Genomic DNA, 17934 nt, shown 5'->3' with positions numbered 1-17934 from the left:
TTCTGGCGCCGTATAATCAATCAACGCCAATATTGATAATGTTCTAATTTTTCGCACACAGCCATGGCAGACAACCTCACCGAAAGCCGTATCGTCTATTTTTTCGAGGCAGTGCGGTGCGGAACAATCCGCGCAGCCGCGGACTGGTTGGACGTGGCTCCGTCTGCCGTAAGCAGACAGATTGGCCTGCTAGAGGCTGAACTGGACGTCGCACTCATTGAACGGCACTCGCGAGGCGTCAAGACGACCGAAGCGGGCGAATACGTCATCGAATACTTCAGAGAGCAGTTGGCTCACAAGGATGACCTGATTTCCCGGTTGCAGGAATTGCGCGGGTTGAAAACCGGACACGTCAACATCATCCTCGGCGAGGGCTTTGTCTCAGACGTCTTGTCCGGTCCGATGCTGCAGTTCTGCAAGCAGTACACGGGCATTAAGCTGAATCTGGACCTGGGCAGCACCAATGACGTCATTCGAAAAATCTCTGAAGACGAGGGTGACATCGGGCTCGTCTACAACCCGCCGACGGAGCCGAAACTCGTCTCACGTGCAATCAAGCAGCAGCCAATGATGGCCATCGTCGGTCCAAACTTTCCGCGCGCAAACAAGCAAAAGGCGATGTCGATTCAAGAACTCGCGACCTACCCACTGGCTGCAACCCACCCCTCCTACGGCACGCGACAAATGCTGGAGGCAGTGGAGTTTGCCGACAAGATTCGGCTCGACCCGGTCGTCACGACAAACTCCATCGCAATTCTCAAGCAGTTCGTGAAGTCAGGATTGGGCGTAGCCGTATTGCCCGCTTTTGCTGTAACGACCGAATTGCAGGCGGGTGAACTATTCGCCATCGAAATCGACCATCCCATTCTGAAGAACGCCGAAGCCCATCTGGTGACGCGTGTTGGTCGAAAGCTGTCTGTAGCATCCAACAAAATGCTGCAGTTCATGACGTCTCAAATGCGCGCGTTCCGTTAGTGCAACCGCGTCGGTCGCCGGACCTACCCTCGGGCGACGACGTTTCCAGAGAACCGTCTTCCCGAGACAAGGAGTATTAGCGCAAGAGCGGCAGCCGTACCAGCCATCCATAGCCAAGATGCGGAGTAGCCGCCGCTCGCATGCCGTATCGCTCCAAAGAACGCAGGGAAGGTCATAACCCCGCCGAAGCTGAAAAAGAGACAACCGGCGGTGGCAGTACTCACCTGGTTGACTGGCACTGCTTCAGCAATCTCTGCCAGCAACACTCCATTCCAGCCAATTGCTGCAGCTCCCATTACAAAGCAGACTGCCATCGCCGCGGCGTGACTGGCCATGAGGGATGGCCAGGCGACAATCGCCTGTGCAAAGCAGGTCAACAGCGCGAGTGCTGCGAGGAGCAAGCGGGGGTTTGCCCCGCGGTCCGCTGCAGCACCCCATACGAGCCGAAAGACGACGCCTGCCACGTTCGCCACAGAAAGCATCGCGCCGGCGGCTAATGGTGGATAGCCGAGACCACGATAGAAATACGAAATGAGGAAGGTGCTCGCGCACATCTGCGCACCGCCAAGCACGAACGCTGTAAGTGCAAGCAGTCGGAGATAGGGCTGGCTCAATGCAATCGTAATCGACGAAAGCATGCCGGGACGCGCGTTGTAGCCGTGATTATTCGTTGGCTCGTCCAGACCGGTTCGGACCGCCTGCAGACCCAGCGCGACCAGCAAACAAACGATAACAACCAAGCCCAGCGCGACCCGCCACCCTAGTGCAAGCGTTGCGACTGGCACGAGAGCACCGGCAAGAGCGGTCCCAGCCGGGACGCCAGTCTGTTTCAGGGAGAAAATGAGCCGTCGGTTTGCTGCCGATGTCGACTGGCTTAGCAAGTGAGAACTGGCCGGCGTCACCGGGCCATAGCCCAGCCCAAGTGCAACCGCTCCGGCAACAAGTCCGACCGCGCTCCCGGTGCGTGCCATGAGCAGACCTGCGGCGCACAGCGCGACCGCAAACTGACAAGTCCGGATGGCCCCAAATCGATGGACCAGATGTCCTGCGAAGATAGTCACTAGAGCCGCGGCAGCGTAGACAATCGAAATGAAGGTGCCAACATCGACTGCGTGCAGGCCAGCCTCGCCGACGACCAGCGGAACCAGACTGGGAATGGTAAGCGCTGCAAACGCGGTCAATACCTGGACAACGGTAGTCGAAGTAACGGCAGTGGCGGCGTTCATTGTCGGGCGCATCATGGAAAGCCTGAAGCGTAATCACAGCTTCGTTCATGCGCCATCTCATTCATAGCGCTTCGTTACCCGTCGCTGCGAGGTGGTTCGGACAATAGGCAACGCCTTCCGTTCACTGCTGTGGTCGGCGAGCCAATGCTGGCGCGACGTGACCCCGCCCTCCATCGCCATAAGATGCGGAACGTTGTCCTTGTCAGCCATCTCTTTTTTCGAACAATTTTTTCTTCCCGCGGCATTCCTGTTTCAATTTGTGCGACCGAAACTATCATCAAAGGAGGTAGACCTTGGAAAACATTGCTCCGGCTGTGCTCTGGCAGGAAATTCGCGAACAGGCCACCCTAGAGGTTCGAGCGCGTCCCGTAATGCAGCGGTACTTCGAGACCCATGTACTACAGCACGACACCCTCGGTACCGCGCTGGCGACGCTAATCGGTGCCGAGGTAAGCCGGTCCGATTCAACACTCCCGAACTTTGCGGGTGAATTCGCTACTGTTACCGCCCAGACGGGCATTGAGCCGTGCGCCGCAGCGGACGTGCATAAGATTGCGTCGTCGAATCCGGCGTGTCCGAACGCTCTGACCGCGTTTCTCTCCTTTCGCGGCATTCATGCGCTCCAGTTCCACCGCATCGCGCATGCGTATTGGCAAGGTGGAGAGAAGACCTTCGCTGCACTATTGCAAAATTGGTGCGCCAAGTCGTACAACGTCGATATTCACCCTGCGGCACGCATTGGCAAGGGCCTTTTCATGGACCATGCGATGGGACTCGTCATAGGGGAAACGGCTGTCGTCGAAGACGACGTGAGCATGTGGCATGGGGTTACCCTCGGCAGCACGTTTTCCGAAGCAGGAGACCGGCATCCGAAAATTCGCCGTGGAGCGACGCTCGCCGCTCATGCAATCATTCTGGGTAATATCGAAGTCGGCGAGGGAGCGGTCATCGCAGCGGGCAGCGTCGTGCGAACTTCCATCCCGGCGGGCATGGTTGCTGCCGGTGTGCCTGCGAAGGTAATTAAAGCGGTATCCGGCAAATACGCAGCCATCACAGCGCCCGCCACCAAATAGGACAAGCGAATGATTCCTCCGAACCAACATCGTTTCGGCATTGACCATCCGGTGGTATCCGTAAGAAATCATCCGGAAGCCGTTGAGAAATACGTGCGTCTTGGGTTCTCACCCAGCCCAATTTCCTACCACCCTTGGGGTTCCGTTCTCACCGTAATGATGTTCGAGAATAACTTCATTGAGCTTATCGGCATCGACGACCCAAGAAAGTTTGGGACAGGCGAAGTAGATGGTTTTTGCTATGGAAGAACGCTCGGCGAATTCCTCGCACGTTCCGAAGGCCTTGGACTGGTTTCGCTGCACAGCAAGGATATAGAAGCGGACTTTGCCGCGGTTCGAGCCGCCGGGCTACCGGTCCAACAGCGAGTCGACTTTCGCCGAAAAGTGACCGCGCCTGATGGCAGCCCCGATGAAGCAGTTGTTTCACTCGGAATGGTAATGGACCCTGAATTAGGAGACGTTTCCAATTTCCTCTGTCAGCAACATCGACCAGAGTTTATCTGGCGCAAAGACTGGCAAAGCCACCCCAACGGTGCGACGGCCGTCGAGGAGGTTGTCTACGTTGCATCAGACCCTACCCCGCTTGAGGCGCGATGGTCAAAACTGTTCGGTGCAGACAATACCAATCGTGTAGAAGGTCACATTGAAGCAAATACTGGTTGCGGACGATTAGTGGCACTCACTCCGGAACAAGCTGAGGCACACTTCGGCTCGGTGGGCTTGCCGGTCAGCTATACCTCGAAGCCTCACGGCATCGCGCTTCAGGTCCGTGTTCGCGACCTGAAGGTCGTTAAGCAGCTTCTTTCCGAAAACGGCGTGGTTCACGCAGAAACGGCCCGCGGTATTGCGGTGACTCCTGCCGCCGCCGGCAACACCGTTATTGAGTTCGCCGAGTAACTCACCCTTCGTTCTTCACGTCTGAGTTGGACTTACGTGCATTGCGGTAGCAATGTAATGCACGTCTTTTTCCTGACGCCGTCAAGGCCACCGTTGCCGAAGCATCACCTCGTTATACCGAAATGCGAACGATGTTATGAAGCTTGCCGCGCAAGGCTGAATGCCCGCCGAGGTCGATTCCGTCGACAGCGAGCGCCGCCTTGCACGACGCGCCATCCCGAGCACCAGCAAGTACTGTAGCCTCAATCAGCCGGCGGTCGCAGCTCTGACTGTGCAGGAGATTTGCATTTCTTACGTGTGAAGCCAGTGCTGCGGCAATCGCGTAAGCGCCCCAGTTTGATATCGACGCACTGACGACCACATCTGTTGCAGTGACTGTCACCAGACACGATGCATGACCTGCGTGCGACCTCGCCCCTAACGGATGCACTGCGGCAATTGCATCCCGCACAGCTCCGAATCCCACCTCGTTCCCGCCATCACCTATGCCGACTGTCAACACACCTAGACCGCGGGCGACATCAGCCAACAGATAAACATGTTCAACATCTTCTGGGTTGCGGCAGTCTCCCCGTGCACCATGGAAAAAACCCTTTGTTCGGGCCGTCCCGTTCAATGAAAATTACCGCACAAGGGCGGTGCTGGCGCATGACTCCTCAGCGCGCGCTATCCCCTGTTGAAGGCCAAGTGGAAAGCACACGGTTGAAATCGGAGGGTAGTCTTTGAGCTCAGCGTTGATGACTTCAGTCCCCGCTTTCACGGGTTCTGCGTGCGCCTCTTCGGTCACGAAAACCACGCGGACCTCAAAAGCCATCATTAGCGCGCGCACGCACTGCTGCTCCGACGGGGCCATCGGTCTCCCCTTGCGGAAGGTTTGGCGGAGTTCCCGCTCCTGTCGCTATGAAAACTGTACCCCTCCCGAAAGGTGATGGAGCGGTTCTTCCTGAACCTGAAAATGGAGCGCGTATGGCAGCGTCAGTACGCCAACCACGACGAGGCACGGCGCGACATCAACCAGTACATCGTCGGCTTCTACAATGCCGTACGCCTGCATTCGACTTTGGGCTATCTGTCGCCCACTGCCTACGAGGCAAATCCGACAGTAAAAGAACCTATCTACCTGTCCGAAATAACTTGACCACTACAAATCCACCGCTCAATGGCTGAATCTCCACAGTCATAAGACGGTCGATTCGCTCTCCAATAATTCTGTCGCGAGGGGAAATCACTGCAGGTCCTCTAAGCGCACATCGCCTAGTATGTCACGAAGATTCGCTTTATCTCGTTCAAGTTGGCCGTTCGGGTCAACGCCAACGCAAGCAACAGTCTGGCTTTCTGAGGATTGAGGTTATCTGCCGCAATTAAATCGTTTTCCCGTAGCTCCACTCCGTCACCTACGCGACCGCTGCCCGCGCGAGTCGAAACAACGACTTTGATATTAGCATCAACGGCTTCGCGTAAAGCAGTGAGCTCGTCTCGGGTAAAGCAACCGGGAGCGAAAGCCGCAACAACTATCCCACGCATTCCTGCTGCAATGAAAGCCCGAATTACGCATCCGTCAGAGCCGGTGTGCGAATAGCTAATGCCCACCTTTGGCAAGCTATTCAAGCCCGCTAGGTTGAATTCCGTATTCGGCGCTCCCAGTCGAAGGGGGAGGCGATAATAAGCGATTGTGTCGCCATCGCAATACCCGAGAAGACCGAAGTCCGGTGACCTGAACGTTTGTAGACGATAGGTCGAAGTCTTGCTTACTTCACGGGCGGCATGAATCTCGTCGTTGAGGACCACCAAGACACCCAACCCCCATGAGTCAGGGTCCGCGGCAACACGCAACGCGTTGTAAAGGTTTAATCCGGCATCGGATGACAGTGCGTTCGACGGTCGCTGGGAACCAACCAAGACCACAGGGACGCGAACCTTCAGTGTCAGGTTGAGAAAATAGGCTGTTTCCTCCATCGACGCAGTCCCATGCGAAATAACAATCCCGACTAGGTCTGGGACGTCTCTGACAAGCTCGTCGCACGTCGAAACGAGTTGCTTCCACTCGTTTAGATAGATGCCCGTACTGCTTATCGGCTCGAGAGGCACTGTGATGACATCGATGCCAGCGGGTACCCTCGGGAGCAACCCAAGGACGCCGGCCGCATCAAGCATCTGCCCGTTGGCGTCGTAGTCAATTAGGTCGTATGGGCCGCTCCCAACTGCAGAGATTGTGCCTCCGGTGCCAATGAGCGCGACCTTTCGCGAATCTGTCATTGATTTGTCTTCTCGGAAAGAAATATTCCACGGGCGGCCGTCAATGTTTCAACACTCGCGAAAGAAACGTTCTCGTTCTTTCCTGCGCCGGGTGGTCGAAAATCGCCTCGGGCGTCCCTTCCTCCAGAACCTTGCCGTGGTCCATATAGATAATTCGGTCAGCGACCTCGCGGGCAAACCCCATCTCGTGCGTGACAATCATCATGGTCATTCCGGATTTGGCCAGTTCCCGCATGACTTCGAGTACCTCACCGACCATCTCCGGGTCCAGCGCTGACGTGGGTTCGTCGAAAAGCATCAGGCGTGGCTCCATAGCCAGCGAGCGGGCGATTGCAACTCGTTGTTGCTGCCCTCCAGATAGCTGGGACGGATACTTGTCGACATGCGCGGCTAGTCCCACGCGTTCCAGCAGGCTGCGTGCGGACGCCTCCGCACGCGCCTTAGGCCATCGACGAACGCGAATCGGAGCGAGCATTACGTTCTCAAGCACGGTTTTATGCGGGAAAAGGTTGAAATGCTGGAAGACCATTCCCACGTCGCGTCGAATCGCAGCAAGCTCCCGCTTCGAGGTGCCGAATCCGTCCACGGAGGGTGCCAGTTCTACACCGTCCACGAGCAGGCGACCATCACCGAAATGCTCGAGCCCATTGACGCATCGAATCAACGTAGACTTACCCGAACCGCTTGCGCCGATGACGACAACGACTTCCCCGGCCTCTACCTGCAAGTCAATGTCCTTGAGCACATGAAACGCACCATAGGACTTGTTCAATCTTTCCATCTGCACGATAGCCGACATACGATACTCCCTAAACGTTGCGTCTTTACCGCCGATTGACGACTCAACCGGTCTTCAATGCATGGTCCGCTAGCGTGAGCCGCGATTCATCCTGGCTTCAATTCGCCGAGCGACATACGAGATAAGCGCACCAATCGCCAGGTACACTGCAAACAGGAAGATGTACACCTCGTACTGCGAACCGCTGTATTGTGGATTCGCGAGAATAGTCTGCCCTGCCTTCAGGAAGTCCGTGAGACCGATAATGAACAGAGCTGGCACGTTGTTAAACAGGTCAAGGACGTTGCCAACAAGTGCCGGGATGACTGCTTTCAGAGCCTGAGGCAACACGATGATGAAGTTTTCATCGAGCTTGCCGAACCCAAGCGATTGGGCGGCTTCGGACTGACCTCGAGCAACCCCCTGAATCCCGGCCCTCACATACTCGGCGGTGTACGCTCCATAAAAGAGGACGAAGGCCGTAACACCGCGTGCCAAGTCAGAAATGTGAAACTGCGGCGGAAAGACGAGAGGGACAATAATCCACGCCCAGTAAACGATGCATATGACCGGGACAGAACGCACCAGCTCAATGTACCCAGAGCACGCTAGACGCAGGCTTGAGTATCGGCTGTTCTTACCAAACGCCAGCAAAATTCCCAACGGTAGGCTGAGCAAGGTTGCGATGGAGGTAACCAGAACGCTAGCGAGCAGGCCGCCCCAGTTGCTAACGCCCGCCGGCGCCAGCACAGCGCAGATACTTCCGAGTCCGAGCAGCCACAACAGGCCGATACCGCGAGAAACCATCGGTGCCCGGATGACTGCGACGCGTGCTAGGGCAGCAATGCTTATGCACACCAATGCACCGGCGACCGCCTGCTGGTGCAAGGCGAACGAGAGGGCAGCCGCAACCAGACAGACAGAGGCCAGAATCGCCGAGGCCTTCCATCGTCGCGTAGCCAGCACGACACCTATAGTCAGCCCAACGAGCAGACTCAGCACCGCGCCTGCAATCACGGCGCGCCAAAGCTGGTCCCGCGGAAAGGTGCCAACAAGGAGAACTACAAGGTTGTCCGTAATCACCGACCAGCGGGCGTCGACCATCGCCCACCGCACAGCGAGGAATGCGACGTAGATGGTCAGCGGAATCGAAACTATCGAGAGGACTGCGCTGCTAGGAGTTGCGAACAGGTTATAGCGCGTCCAGCGCTGAATAGTCATAGCCATTATCGCGCTCCCTTCCTGATAACGTGACGGTTATATGCATTTGCCAGGCCGCCAATCGAGACACTCATAATCAGATAGACGGCCATGATGATGAGAATCCCCTCGAGTGAGCGGCCACTTTGATTGGCGACAGTTCCGTAAACATTGAACAGGTCAGGAAAGCCAATGGCAATTGCGAATGACGTGCTCTTGGCAAGGCTTACGTACTGGTTACCCAAAGACGGGAGAATGACCTTTACCGCCTGGGGCAGAACGATTACCCAAAGAGACTCACGGGCACCAAGACCCAGTGCAGCAGCGGCTTCCCATTGGCCCTTTTCGATAGATTCGACCGCACCGCGTACGATTTCTGCGATGAACGCCGCGGTGTTGACACTCAACGCGACAATTAGACTAGCCATCTCTGGCGAGAAGCCTGCCCCGCCAGATACGGAGAACGTGCTGGCAACCGGCACGTCGACACGAAACGGACTGCCTGCTATGGCGTAGCCGGCAATTAGCATGATGACGGCAGCCAGTCCGAAAGAGTAGCGATACCGTCTGTTCCGAACGAAGCCCGCTCCCACCAGCATTACAACGGCGCTCGCGGCGAACCATTCAAATGTGGTCGCGCTTTCGGTTGCGATGAGCCATGGCAAAAAGACGCCTTGTCTGCTGAGGATTAGCGACCCGTGGAATATCGACGCCTCGGCGATACTCGGAAGCTGGAGAAAAACTGCGAAGTACCAGAAGAGGATTTGAATCAGCAACGGGGTGTTGCGAATGAGCTCGATGAAGCCCCATGCCCAGTTCCGCGCCACCCAGTTTTTCGACATCCTTGTTACGCCAAGAAGAACCCCAAAGATTGTCGACAGGACAATCGAGATGGCGGCAACTACGAGCGTGTTGTAAAGACCGGCAACCAGCGCCTGCGCATTCGTCTGTTGTGCATTGAACGGTGCCAACGTCAGACCATGCGGGCCGTGAGCGATGGTCAGGCCTTCACTGATATCGAACCCAGCCTGCTGTTGCAAAAAATCAAGGCTGAACCCTATCCCGTGGCTCCGGAGGCCAGCCCAGACTAACGACAGGAAAACGCCAAGCGCGGCGACTATCGCTGCCAGTATCGACGCCTGGAACGTGAATGCTCGGAAACGCGCCAGTCGGCGACCAGATTTTCCTCGCGGCGGTAGGGGCGGCGGCATATGAGCAAAATGCGTCTTTTGGGCATCAGACATGTGTACTTGCGTCACAGTAACATCTCCATTGTCGGTGCACGCATAGGAATCTGGGTAGACCAGTTGCAGTTGCGCACCGAGGCAAATCATCAAGAGCCGGTCAGGCGACTCGGCCGGCTCTACAGTCCCTTAGTACCAGGGCGGCGAGTACAGCAATCCGCCCTCGTTCCATGTTGCATTCAGCGAGCCTTTACGCTGAATCGAGTAGGGAGTATCCGGTCCGATATTCCGGTCGTAGATTTCGCCGTAATTGCCCACAGAGCTGATGACCTTCTGCACGAAGTCGGGCTGAATGCCGAAGTCCTTACCAAAAGTTCCGGTGACGCCCAAGAACTTCGCGATATACGGGTCGGTGGTCTTCAGGAAAGTCGGCAGGTTCTTCGACGTAATGCCGTGTTCCTCAGCTTCAAATGTCGCATAGATGACCCATGTTAGTGCTGCGTGCCATTTCGGGTCTTCATTTGAAGTGAAGCCGGCTAGCGGCGATTTGTCCAGCGTTTCCGGAAGGATGTCAAATGCCTTCGGGTCGCTTGCGTTGCCCTTCCATCCGGCTAGCGCCGATTTGTCAGTGCTCATTACATCGCATCGCCCACTATTCAAGGCTGCGAATAGTTTGTCAGTATCTTGATACGTCAGCACCTTTGTGGAGGCCTTCCAATTATGAGCCTTAAGATAGCCAGCCCACATCACTTCGGTACCCGAACCCTGAGTCGTACAAATGGTCGCTCCGTTCAGGTCACCAACGTGCTTCGCCTTAAGCGAGCTCTTTACTAGCAAGCCGGTCCCGTCGTAGAACGTGATGGGAAGAAACGATACACCAACCGCCGATTCGCGAGTGGGCGTAACCGTGGTGTGTGCGAATACTACATCCGCCTGCCCGGTTCGAAGAGCGTTGAACCGGCTCTTGTCCGTGACAACCACAAACTGAACCTTGTTGGCATCACCCAGCACAGCAGCTGCCACCGCTCGGCAGAGGTCAACATCCATACCTTCCATCTTTCCCGTCTTGGTATTAAGGTAACCGAAGCCTGGTGTAGTGTTGTCCGTCCCGCAGAGCAGCGTGCCACGCTTGGCCACCGTGTCAAGATGGTTTTCTGCCGCCCTCGCTGTCGATGCACCAAAGGTCAGCGCTGTAAGACCGACGGCAAATGATGTTAATAAGCGGCCAGTAAGTAAGCGATTGTTCATTTGATTCTCCCCGCTCGGATGAAGGAACGTCGCCGCGCCTTTTCCGAGCATCTAGGCGCGACGCGGCTGTCAAATCTGCACTCCTATACACCGCTCATTAGCGACATACGTTGACGATGAATTTCTCGAGGGGACAATCGCCATCGCCCAAGAGCTACCCGGTCATGCTGCATGGATTAGCCCGCGTTCCAAGCATCCCCAAGCTTGTAGTTGAGAGCCCATCGGGCGTTTATCGACTGACTGCATCCACCACTCAAATGTCCGTCGGCAAAAACAAACGAGGGTACTCGTCGATGTTGATTCGTGCTCTAAAAATTCGAACACTCCGACGAATTCTCTCGATTCGCCGCGACACCAGCCGTGGGCTCGCTAACGGCCTGAACTTTTCAGGCGTAGTTGCCTCGCTAGGCCTGCAAGCCTCGCATGCACAGGACGCCTGGCCAGGGCAATACGCACGACGGTTACACTGTCAGTCGGCTTGCACCGTGGCAGCAAGATTCTGTTCATTCAGTCCCTCTCGAATGATTTTGACAAGTTGGTCGATATCTTCGAGCGTGTTGAACATTGCAAATGAGATGCGAATTCCGCCGCGTTCCGGCGACACACGGACCTGGTTGCGCGCAAAGTAATCGGCCCATTTGTCCACCGGGAGCGCCAGCACGTAGATGTGGGAGCGCTGGCCACGCTCGCGAGGACCGACCAGGGGGACGCCCAGTTCATCAAGATACGTAATGAGACGGTCGCCAAGTGCTGACACGTGCTTCTGAATGTCACTTACCCCGACGCTGTTAATCAGGTCGATTGCCGCGGACAGCGCCTGCAGGTCAGGCAGGTTCACGTTACCGAATTCGAAACGGCCAGCGTCCTTGCGAACGACCATGTCCTCGGGCCGGGCGATGTAGTCGGCAGGCGGGTTCGCCATGCTGGACATTGCCAGATAGGCCGGCTGCAGTTCGTCAAGGCCGTCGGCAACGTAGAGGACTCCCAGACCCTGCGGAACCAGCAAGCCTTTGTGCGTACCCGCTGCCAGCACCGAAATGTTCAGCGCTTTCACATCGAGCGGAACAACACCGACCGACTGCATTGCGTCGACCACCAGATAAATGCCCCTGTCCTTGCACAGTTTGCCGATGCTTGCGAGGTCATGGACCTGCCCCGCATGGAACGTCACATGCGAAAGAGTAACGACTTTCGTCCGTTCATCGATGTACGGTCTGAAAGTCTCTGCAGTCGCGATTTCGTCATCCTTCAGCGTAGCGAATCGGATTTCCACTCCCTTTCGCTTGAGGTTTAGCCAGGCGTATGCGTTGTTGGGATGGTCGCCCTCAATAAGCACCACGTTGTCGCCGGCTTCCAGCGGAACGGCGTTCGCTGCAATGTTCAGCCCTTCGGACGTGTTCTTGGTGAACGCGATTTCGTTGGGTGCCGCGTTGAAGAACCTCGCCACGCGCTCCCGCGTTTCCTCGGCACGACGCAACCAAACGGGCTTCGGGCCACCCATCTCAAGGCCTTCCGACAGAAACCCCTCAATGGCTTCGCGGACATTCGTCGACAGCGGGGTCTGATGCGCGGAATCAAGGTATAGCAGGCGCTTGGTTACCGGGAATTGGGCGCGTGCAGCGGCGAGTTTCTCAGTTGCATTCATCATATTTCTCACTGTGGATGTATGTAACGCTGGCCACCGCCCCGTTCTGGATGAGCGGAATATGGCTCGCGGACGTGACCAGCGGATACTTGGCGCTCAGATGCGGCACGGTAAGCGATTGCTTCAATTTCTCGACAACTTGGGCAGACAGGTCCATTAAGAATCCAATTCTTTGGGTCTAATAAGCATCTAAAAATGGAACTTGTTCATCCCGACAGGCAATCGCCAGCTGTTTGCTGCCTTGACTTGGTCACCTGTCCCGCCGGTGGGGGCGGCAGCTACTGCCACGCAGCTGAGGCATATCAAAAGCGCTAAAGCAAATTCACTCGTTCCAAATCTGGGCCACCTTTATAGAAGCTTCGAAAGGAGGCTCGGTCCGCCCCTGCTTACCCGTCAGAGCCGGTGCACGACCTCACGTCCATATTTAACGCGCTCAAAATAGCGAAGTCAAATAAATACCGATTAGTGGAAACTCTAAGAGCCGATTTTCGGAACACATAACTTTGTCAGACGAACCAAGGCACGCCCCCCGCATAGGTGCGCTTCAGTTTTAGCGATAGGATTTATAGCTGGAAATAACCAACGGTATTCGACAGTTCGGTGGCTTGCTGCGCGAGTGCGTCCGTTGCAGCAGCGGACTCCTCCACTAGAGCAGCGTTCTGCTGGGTGACATCATCGAGGTCGCGCAATGCCATGCGCACCTCTTCCAGTCCGAAGGCCTGTTCGGCGCTAGCAGCGGATATGCGGCCCAGAATGTCCGACAGGCGCGCGGCGCCTTCGGCAATCTCCGAAGTGACCCCGACACTGGTTTGGACCAGCTCACTGGCGCTGGCCACACGCCCACGTGCATCAATAGCCAGCGCCGAGATTTCTCGCGCCGATACCGCTGTGCGTTGAGACAATTGCCGGACTTCTGCGGCAACCACCGCAAACCCGCGGCCGGCAACGCCGGCTCGCGCCGATTCGACCGCAGCGTTCAGGGCGAGGATGTTAGTCTGCGCAGCTATACCATTGACCGTATCGCTGACTGATGCGATATGCTCAGCAAGGGCGCTGATTTGCGTCATCGTCTCATTGATTTTCAGGACGGCATCCGTTCCGCGCGCCGCTGAATCAATCGAGTCAGCCGCAAGCGATGCAGCCTTCGACGTGTCCTGACTGTTCTGGTTGACCATTCCAGACAAAGCTTCGGTTGAAGCCGATGTCTGCTGGAGCGCAGCAGCCTGCCGCTCAGTTCTCGCAGACAAATCTTGATTTGCCCCTGCCAATTGCGTAGAACCAGACATCACTTGTTCGCTTGCCGCCCTCACCTTGGTGAGCACTTCAGCGATGGTGTCGACAAACCGGTTGAAAGCACCTGCAATCTGCACAATCTCGCGACCACCCGATACCAGAAGGCGCCGCGTTAAGTCGGCTTCACCGGATGCGATGTCCTCCAGCGCCCCTTTGATTAAATCAAGGCTACGCATTGAACGCGCGAGCACGAGAACAAGCACAAAAACAGAGATAAGCAACGCTGCTATCGTTATAAATATCGCCAGTCGCCGGGACGCCGATACAGCCGCCAACGCCTCTTGTGCATCCGCGACGATAACGAGCCGCCACGGTGTCCCAGCAACCTGCCGGACGAAAACGAAACTATCACGTCCACTTACGCTCAACTTTGCACTGGCACCGGAGGCAGCCAGGTCGTCAAGGAGTTGCGGCGTCACCCCCTGAAAAACATCTGCCACGGGGTGAAGCACTTTATCGCTGATTGGGTGTGCCAATATCAGACCATCCGTCCCAGCGAGAAACGCTAGGCTCGCGGGGGTAGGTTTGATTGAGGCCAAAGTGTTCTGTACGGTCTCCATCAGAACGTCCGCTGCCGTGACTGCCTGGACTTGCGTGCCGTCGGCGACTGGAGCCGAGAAGGTAACGGTGAGTTTTCCGCTTCCCGCACCGACATATGGTTGGCTGATGAACGGACCCATTACCCGCGAAGCACCGACGTACCAACCACGTTTTGTGGGGTCGTAGTCCGCAGCCCGGGTACGCTTTTGAAAGAAGGTCGCGCGCTTGTCTGCGTAGCCGATATAAACGTCGTCGAAGCCACCAGACACCTGAGCAGCACGAAGTTCGGCGGACACGTCGTCACGTCCGACCGCTGGCTTCAAGGAGCTGACGATGCGCTGCTTGTCCGCCGCCCACTCTGCAATCTTTGATGCAATTGCCAGCGACAGCTGACTCAGGTTTTGTTCAAGTGTCGTTTCTGCGCCGCGCTGTGCGGTCACTATCAGTGCCGCCGCGATTGAGATGAGCCCTAGCGCAGTCACTGTCGCGCTGACAGCAACCACGCGCCCCTTTAAGGTCGAAATCATTGTTCTTTGTCTGAAGTCTGTGAAGCTGCGTATTCACCGGCCGCAGCGCGTGACTGGTCCAGGGAACAAACGCCCCGGACCAGCTTCTTTTTGTGACCGTGGTGGCCGACTGGTTGCACATTTCCGTTTGCAGGAACGGGCGACTGTGCCGTTCGCCTGTCCGCACGGCGGGTCTCCCACTTGGCAATCACCCCCGTCGCAATGCTGTTGCCAACGACGTTGGTAACGGTGCGCCCCATATCGATGAATGCGCTTCATGGTGCGTACCCTGCGACAAAAACCTGCAACTGGGCCCACCCGGCCCAAGGGTCTTCGACAGTCAAATATTCAACTTAAATGCCGTCAAAGATTACGGGCGTGATGCTCAAGATGAGCAGCAATGAAGGTCGAAACGAAATAGTAACTATGGTCATACCCGGCGCGCATCCTCAGACGTAGCGGAACGTCCCCCATCTCGGCCGCGCGCGTCAGAAAGTCGGGTTTGAGCTGGGACCGGAGGAACTCATCACCCTCTCCTTGCTCAACCAGAATTTCCGGACCGCTCCATCCCTGATTCAACATCAGATTTACAGCGTCGTACTGTTCCCAGTCTGCCGCGTCGTCGCCCAAATATCCGGCTAGTGCCTTCTTCCCCCACGGGCAATTTATCGGCGACGAAATTGGCGAAAATGCTGAAACCGTTTTAAACAGGTCCGGGTTTATCAGTGCAATAGTCAGAGCACCGTGGCCGCCCATCGAATGGCCCGATATCCCAATTCTTAAGGGGTCGACAGGAAACGATTCAATGACCAGTTCGCGAAGCTCATGTACGATGTATGAATACATTCTGTAGTTCTTCGACCATGGCTCCTGGGTCGCATCAACATAGAAACCAGCTCCGCTTCCGAAGTCGTAAGCGTCGTCATCAGGCACGCCCTCTCCACGAGGACTGGTATCTGGAACGATGAGAGCAAGTCCAAGCGCGCTTGCCGCGCGTTGTGCGCCTGCTTTCGTGATGAAGTTCTGCTCATTGCACGTAAGCCCGGAAAGCCAGAACAGTGCGGGTCCTTTCCCAACGTTCGCACCGGGCGGGAGGTAGATAGCAAATCGCATCTCACATCCCAACACTTCCGACCGATGGTGGTAAATGCGTTGAGTTCCGTCAAAACATCGGAAGCTCGAAAGCAGCTCAAGACTCATGACAACCCTAAAACTGAAGGCCGCGAGAGGCGGCAATGTTCGCAACGTGCGCCGCAGGCATACAGACCACCCGCGGCGCGCTACTACTTAGATGCCCGGCATTGGAATGAAGCCAGGAATCTGCTTGACACGTTCAATCCATGCGAGGACGTTCGGATAAGGCTTCAGGTCGATGCCACCTTCACCCGCAAGTGCGGTGTAGGGGAAGCACGCGATATCACCGATGGTCGGATGACCCAGCTCGAGCCACTCACGGTCCGCAAGATGGTCATCGAGAATCTTGAACACGCGATTCGCGCCGGCTTGCAGCTTTTCGAGGTCGAGCGGGTAGTTCAGAATCTTGACAAGGCGTGCGCCCGCCGCGTTCATCACTTCACCGCCGCCTGTCGACAGCCACTGATTGATGCGCCCCATCGCTTCGGCCGTGTTCGGGTACCACGTGTTGTCCTTGTCGTACTTGCTTGCGATGTAGACCATGATGGCTTGAGCATCGCGCAGACGAAGGTCGCCATCTTCGAAAATCGGAATTTCACCGAACGGGTTGAGGTCGGTATATTTCGACGTCTTGTGTTCCTTGTTCACGAAGTCGACCGGCACCGCGTCGTACTTCAAGCCGAGAATATTCGCGAGCAGCCGGACCTTGTAGCAGCTACCAGAGAGTTCGAAGTCGTACAGTTTTGTCATTTGCGTTCCTGCGTTCCAGGTGATGAAAAAGAGATGAGTAAGGTCGTCAGAACGTGACGACCGAGCGAATCGACTTGCCGTCGTGCATCAGGTCGAACGCTTCGTTGATACGCTCAAGCGGCATGACGTGGGTAATCAGGTCGTCGATGTTGATTTTTCCTTCCATGTACCAGTCGACAATCTTCGGCACGTCGGTGCGACCGCGCGCCCCGCCGAAGGCCGAGCCCTTCCAGACGCGGCCCGTAACCAGCTGGAACGGACGGGTCGAAATTTCCTGGCCGGCACCTGCAACGCCGATTACCGTGCTCACGCCCCAGCCCTTGTGGCAAGACTCGAGTGCCTGGCGCATCAGGGTGGTGTTGCCGACGCATTCGAACGTGTAATCTGCGCCGCCTTTGGTCAACCCCACGAGGTATTGAACGATGTCGCCATCCACCTCCTTCGGATTGACAAAGTGGGTCATACCGAACTTTTCAGCCAATTCCTTGCGTGCAGGATTGATGTCGACGCCGACAATCATGTCTGCGCCAGCCATGCGAGCGCCCTGGATAACGTTGAGGCCAATGCCGCCAAGACCGAAGACAATGACCTTCGAGCCGACCTCGACCTTTGCTGTGTAAAGGACTGCGCCCAGCCCCGTCGTCACGCCGCAGCCGATGTAGCAAACCTTCTCGAACGGCGCATCTTCGCGAATCTTCGCAAGCGCAATTTCAGGTACGACCGTGTAGTTGGCGAAGGTCGACGTGCCCATGTAGTGCAAGACTGGCTCGCCGTTCAGGCTGAAGCGGCTTGTGCCGTCCGGCATCAGTCCTCGCCCCTGAGTCGTGCGGATTGCCTGACACAGGTTGGTCTTGCGCGAAAGGCAGTATTCGCAGTGACGGCACTCCGGCGTGTATAGCGGGATAACGTGGTCGCCGGGCTTGAGCGACTTCACGCCTGCGCCGACCTCAACCACTACACCGGCTCCCTCGTGACCGAGAATCGCTGGGAACAGGCCCTCCGGGTCGTCACCGGATAGCGTGAACAGATCCGTGTGGCACACACCTGTCGCCTTGATTTCGACTAGCACTTCGCCAGCGCGCGGCCCGGCGAGTTGAACGGTTTCGATACTCAAAGGTGCACCCGCTTTCAGGGCCACTGCTGCTCTTACGTCCATTTAATCCTCTCTTTTGTACAGACTCTCGCCGCCGCCTCGAACCTCGACGAACAATGTCCCATTTTTTGCCGCT

General features: G+C 56.5%; 17 protein-coding genes and 1 pseudogene. 4 read left to right on the top strand and 14 right to left on the bottom strand.

The genetic code is table 11. The features are described from left to right. The first annotated feature begins 63 nt into the window (after positions 1-63). On the top strand, positions 64-975 hold the full coding sequence (locus ACFSNN_RS00145; RefSeq protein ID WP_134461417.1) for a LysR family transcriptional regulator: 912 nt from the start codon (positions 64-66) through the stop codon (positions 973-975). A 23-nt stretch (positions 976-998) separates the two neighbouring features. Here ACFSNN_RS00145 and ACFSNN_RS00140 read toward each other — a convergent pair whose 3' ends face one another. Further along, positions 999-2201: an MFS transporter gene (locus tag ACFSNN_RS00140; RefSeq protein ID WP_166799327.1), complete on the bottom strand. Its 1203-nt coding sequence runs from the start codon at positions 2199-2201 to the stop codon at positions 999-1001. A gap of 57 nt (positions 2202-2258) precedes the next feature. Continuing rightward, positions 2259-2411, bottom strand: coding sequence for a hypothetical protein (locus ACFSNN_RS00135; protein WP_166799326.1), 153 nt, complete (start codon positions 2409-2411; stop codon positions 2259-2261). A gap of 83 nt (positions 2412-2494) precedes the next feature. On the opposite strand from ACFSNN_RS00135, the gene epsC reads away from it, so the two are divergent. Both epsC and ACFSNN_RS00125 read left to right on the top strand, forming a co-directional pair. Then, positions 2495-3274 carry a serine O-acetyltransferase EpsC gene (epsC, locus tag ACFSNN_RS00130; RefSeq protein ID WP_208949548.1) on the top strand — a complete coding sequence of 260 codons (780 nt, stop codon included), beginning with the start codon at positions 2495-2497 and terminating at the stop codon, positions 3272-3274. A 9-nt stretch (positions 3275-3283) separates the two neighbouring features. Next, positions 3284-4171, top strand: a complete 888-nt coding sequence (locus ACFSNN_RS00125) for a VOC family protein (RefSeq protein WP_134461411.1) — start codon at positions 3284-3286, stop codon at positions 4169-4171. 112 nt (positions 4172-4283) lie between these two features. Here the strand turns inward: ACFSNN_RS00125 and ACFSNN_RS00120 are convergent, their stop codons facing one another. After that, positions 4284-4700, bottom strand: coding sequence for a glutamate cyclase domain-containing protein (locus ACFSNN_RS00120; RefSeq protein ID WP_465263557.1), 417 nt, complete (start codon positions 4698-4700; stop codon positions 4284-4286). Between the two features lie 396 nt (positions 4701-5096). Here ACFSNN_RS00120 and ACFSNN_RS00115 point away from each other — a divergent pair. Further along, a pseudogene (locus ACFSNN_RS00115) lies at positions 5097-5309 on the top strand (IS3 family transposase); the annotation flags it as partial. Positions 5310-5425: 116 nt separating this feature from the next. Here ACFSNN_RS00115 and ACFSNN_RS00110 read toward each other — a convergent pair. The 11 genes from ACFSNN_RS00110 to ACFSNN_RS00060 form a co-directional block, all read right to left on the bottom strand. Continuing rightward, positions 5426-6427, bottom strand: a complete 1002-nt coding sequence (locus ACFSNN_RS00110; protein ID WP_134461406.1) for an asparaginase — start codon at positions 6425-6427, stop codon at positions 5426-5428. A gap of 40 nt (positions 6428-6467) precedes the next feature. Next, complete coding sequence (locus tag ACFSNN_RS00105) at positions 6468-7226, bottom strand: amino acid ABC transporter ATP-binding protein (RefSeq protein ID WP_134461403.1); 759 nt, start codon at positions 7224-7226, stop codon at positions 6468-6470. Between the two features lie 69 nt (positions 7227-7295). Then, a complete protein-coding gene (locus ACFSNN_RS00100; RefSeq protein WP_134461400.1) occupies positions 7296-8432 on the bottom strand; it encodes an amino acid ABC transporter permease in 1137 nt (378 codons plus the stop codon). After that, the gene (locus ACFSNN_RS00095) at positions 8432-9649 is read right to left on the bottom strand and encodes an ABC transporter permease subunit (RefSeq protein WP_166799325.1); all 1218 of its coding nucleotides are present in this window, start codon (positions 9647-9649) and stop codon (positions 8432-8434) included. The genes ACFSNN_RS00100 and ACFSNN_RS00095 overlap by 1 nt, the downstream gene beginning before the upstream one ends. 129 nt (positions 9650-9778) lie before the next feature. Beyond that, positions 9779-10837, bottom strand: coding sequence for a transporter substrate-binding domain-containing protein (locus ACFSNN_RS00090; RefSeq protein WP_134461394.1), 1059 nt, complete (start codon positions 10835-10837; stop codon positions 9779-9781). A gap of 469 nt (positions 10838-11306) precedes the next feature. After that, positions 11307-12485 (bottom strand): aminotransferase class V-fold PLP-dependent enzyme, encoded by a 1179-nt coding sequence (locus ACFSNN_RS00085; RefSeq protein WP_244322900.1) that lies wholly within the window; start codon positions 12483-12485, stop codon positions 11307-11309. Further along, on the bottom strand, positions 12469-12639 hold the full coding sequence (locus ACFSNN_RS00080; RefSeq protein ID WP_166799324.1) for a hypothetical protein: 171 nt from the start codon (positions 12637-12639) through the stop codon (positions 12469-12471). Before ACFSNN_RS00080 ends, ACFSNN_RS00085 begins: the two co-directional genes overlap by 17 nt. 406 nt (positions 12640-13045) lie before the next feature. After that, positions 13046-14842, bottom strand: a complete 1797-nt coding sequence (locus ACFSNN_RS00075) for a methyl-accepting chemotaxis protein (protein WP_134461391.1) — start codon at positions 14840-14842, stop codon at positions 13046-13048. 342 nt (positions 14843-15184) lie between these two features. Further along, entirely contained in the window at positions 15185-16021 is an 837-nt protein-coding gene (fghA, locus tag ACFSNN_RS00070; protein WP_134461388.1) for an S-formylglutathione hydrolase, read from the bottom strand. 87 nt (positions 16022-16108) lie between these two features. After that, positions 16109-16705 carry a glutathione S-transferase family protein gene (locus ACFSNN_RS00065; RefSeq protein ID WP_134461385.1) on the bottom strand — a complete coding sequence of 199 codons (597 nt, stop codon included), beginning with the start codon at positions 16703-16705 and terminating at the stop codon, positions 16109-16111. Between the two features lie 46 nt (positions 16706-16751). After that, positions 16752-17861 (bottom strand): S-(hydroxymethyl)glutathione dehydrogenase/class III alcohol dehydrogenase, encoded by a 1110-nt coding sequence (locus ACFSNN_RS00060; RefSeq protein WP_134461382.1) that lies wholly within the window; start codon positions 17859-17861, stop codon positions 16752-16754. Positions 17862-17934: the final 73 nt, after the last annotated feature.

Origin of the sequence: Paraburkholderia dipogonis (genome assembly GCF_042680985.1) — a bacterium.
Taxonomy (GTDB): Bacteria; Pseudomonadota; Gammaproteobacteria; order Burkholderiales; family Burkholderiaceae; genus Paraburkholderia; species Paraburkholderia phytofirmans.
The sequence above is the reverse complement of the archived record's forward strand: the minus strand, read 5'-3'. Positions and strand labels throughout refer to the sequence as shown.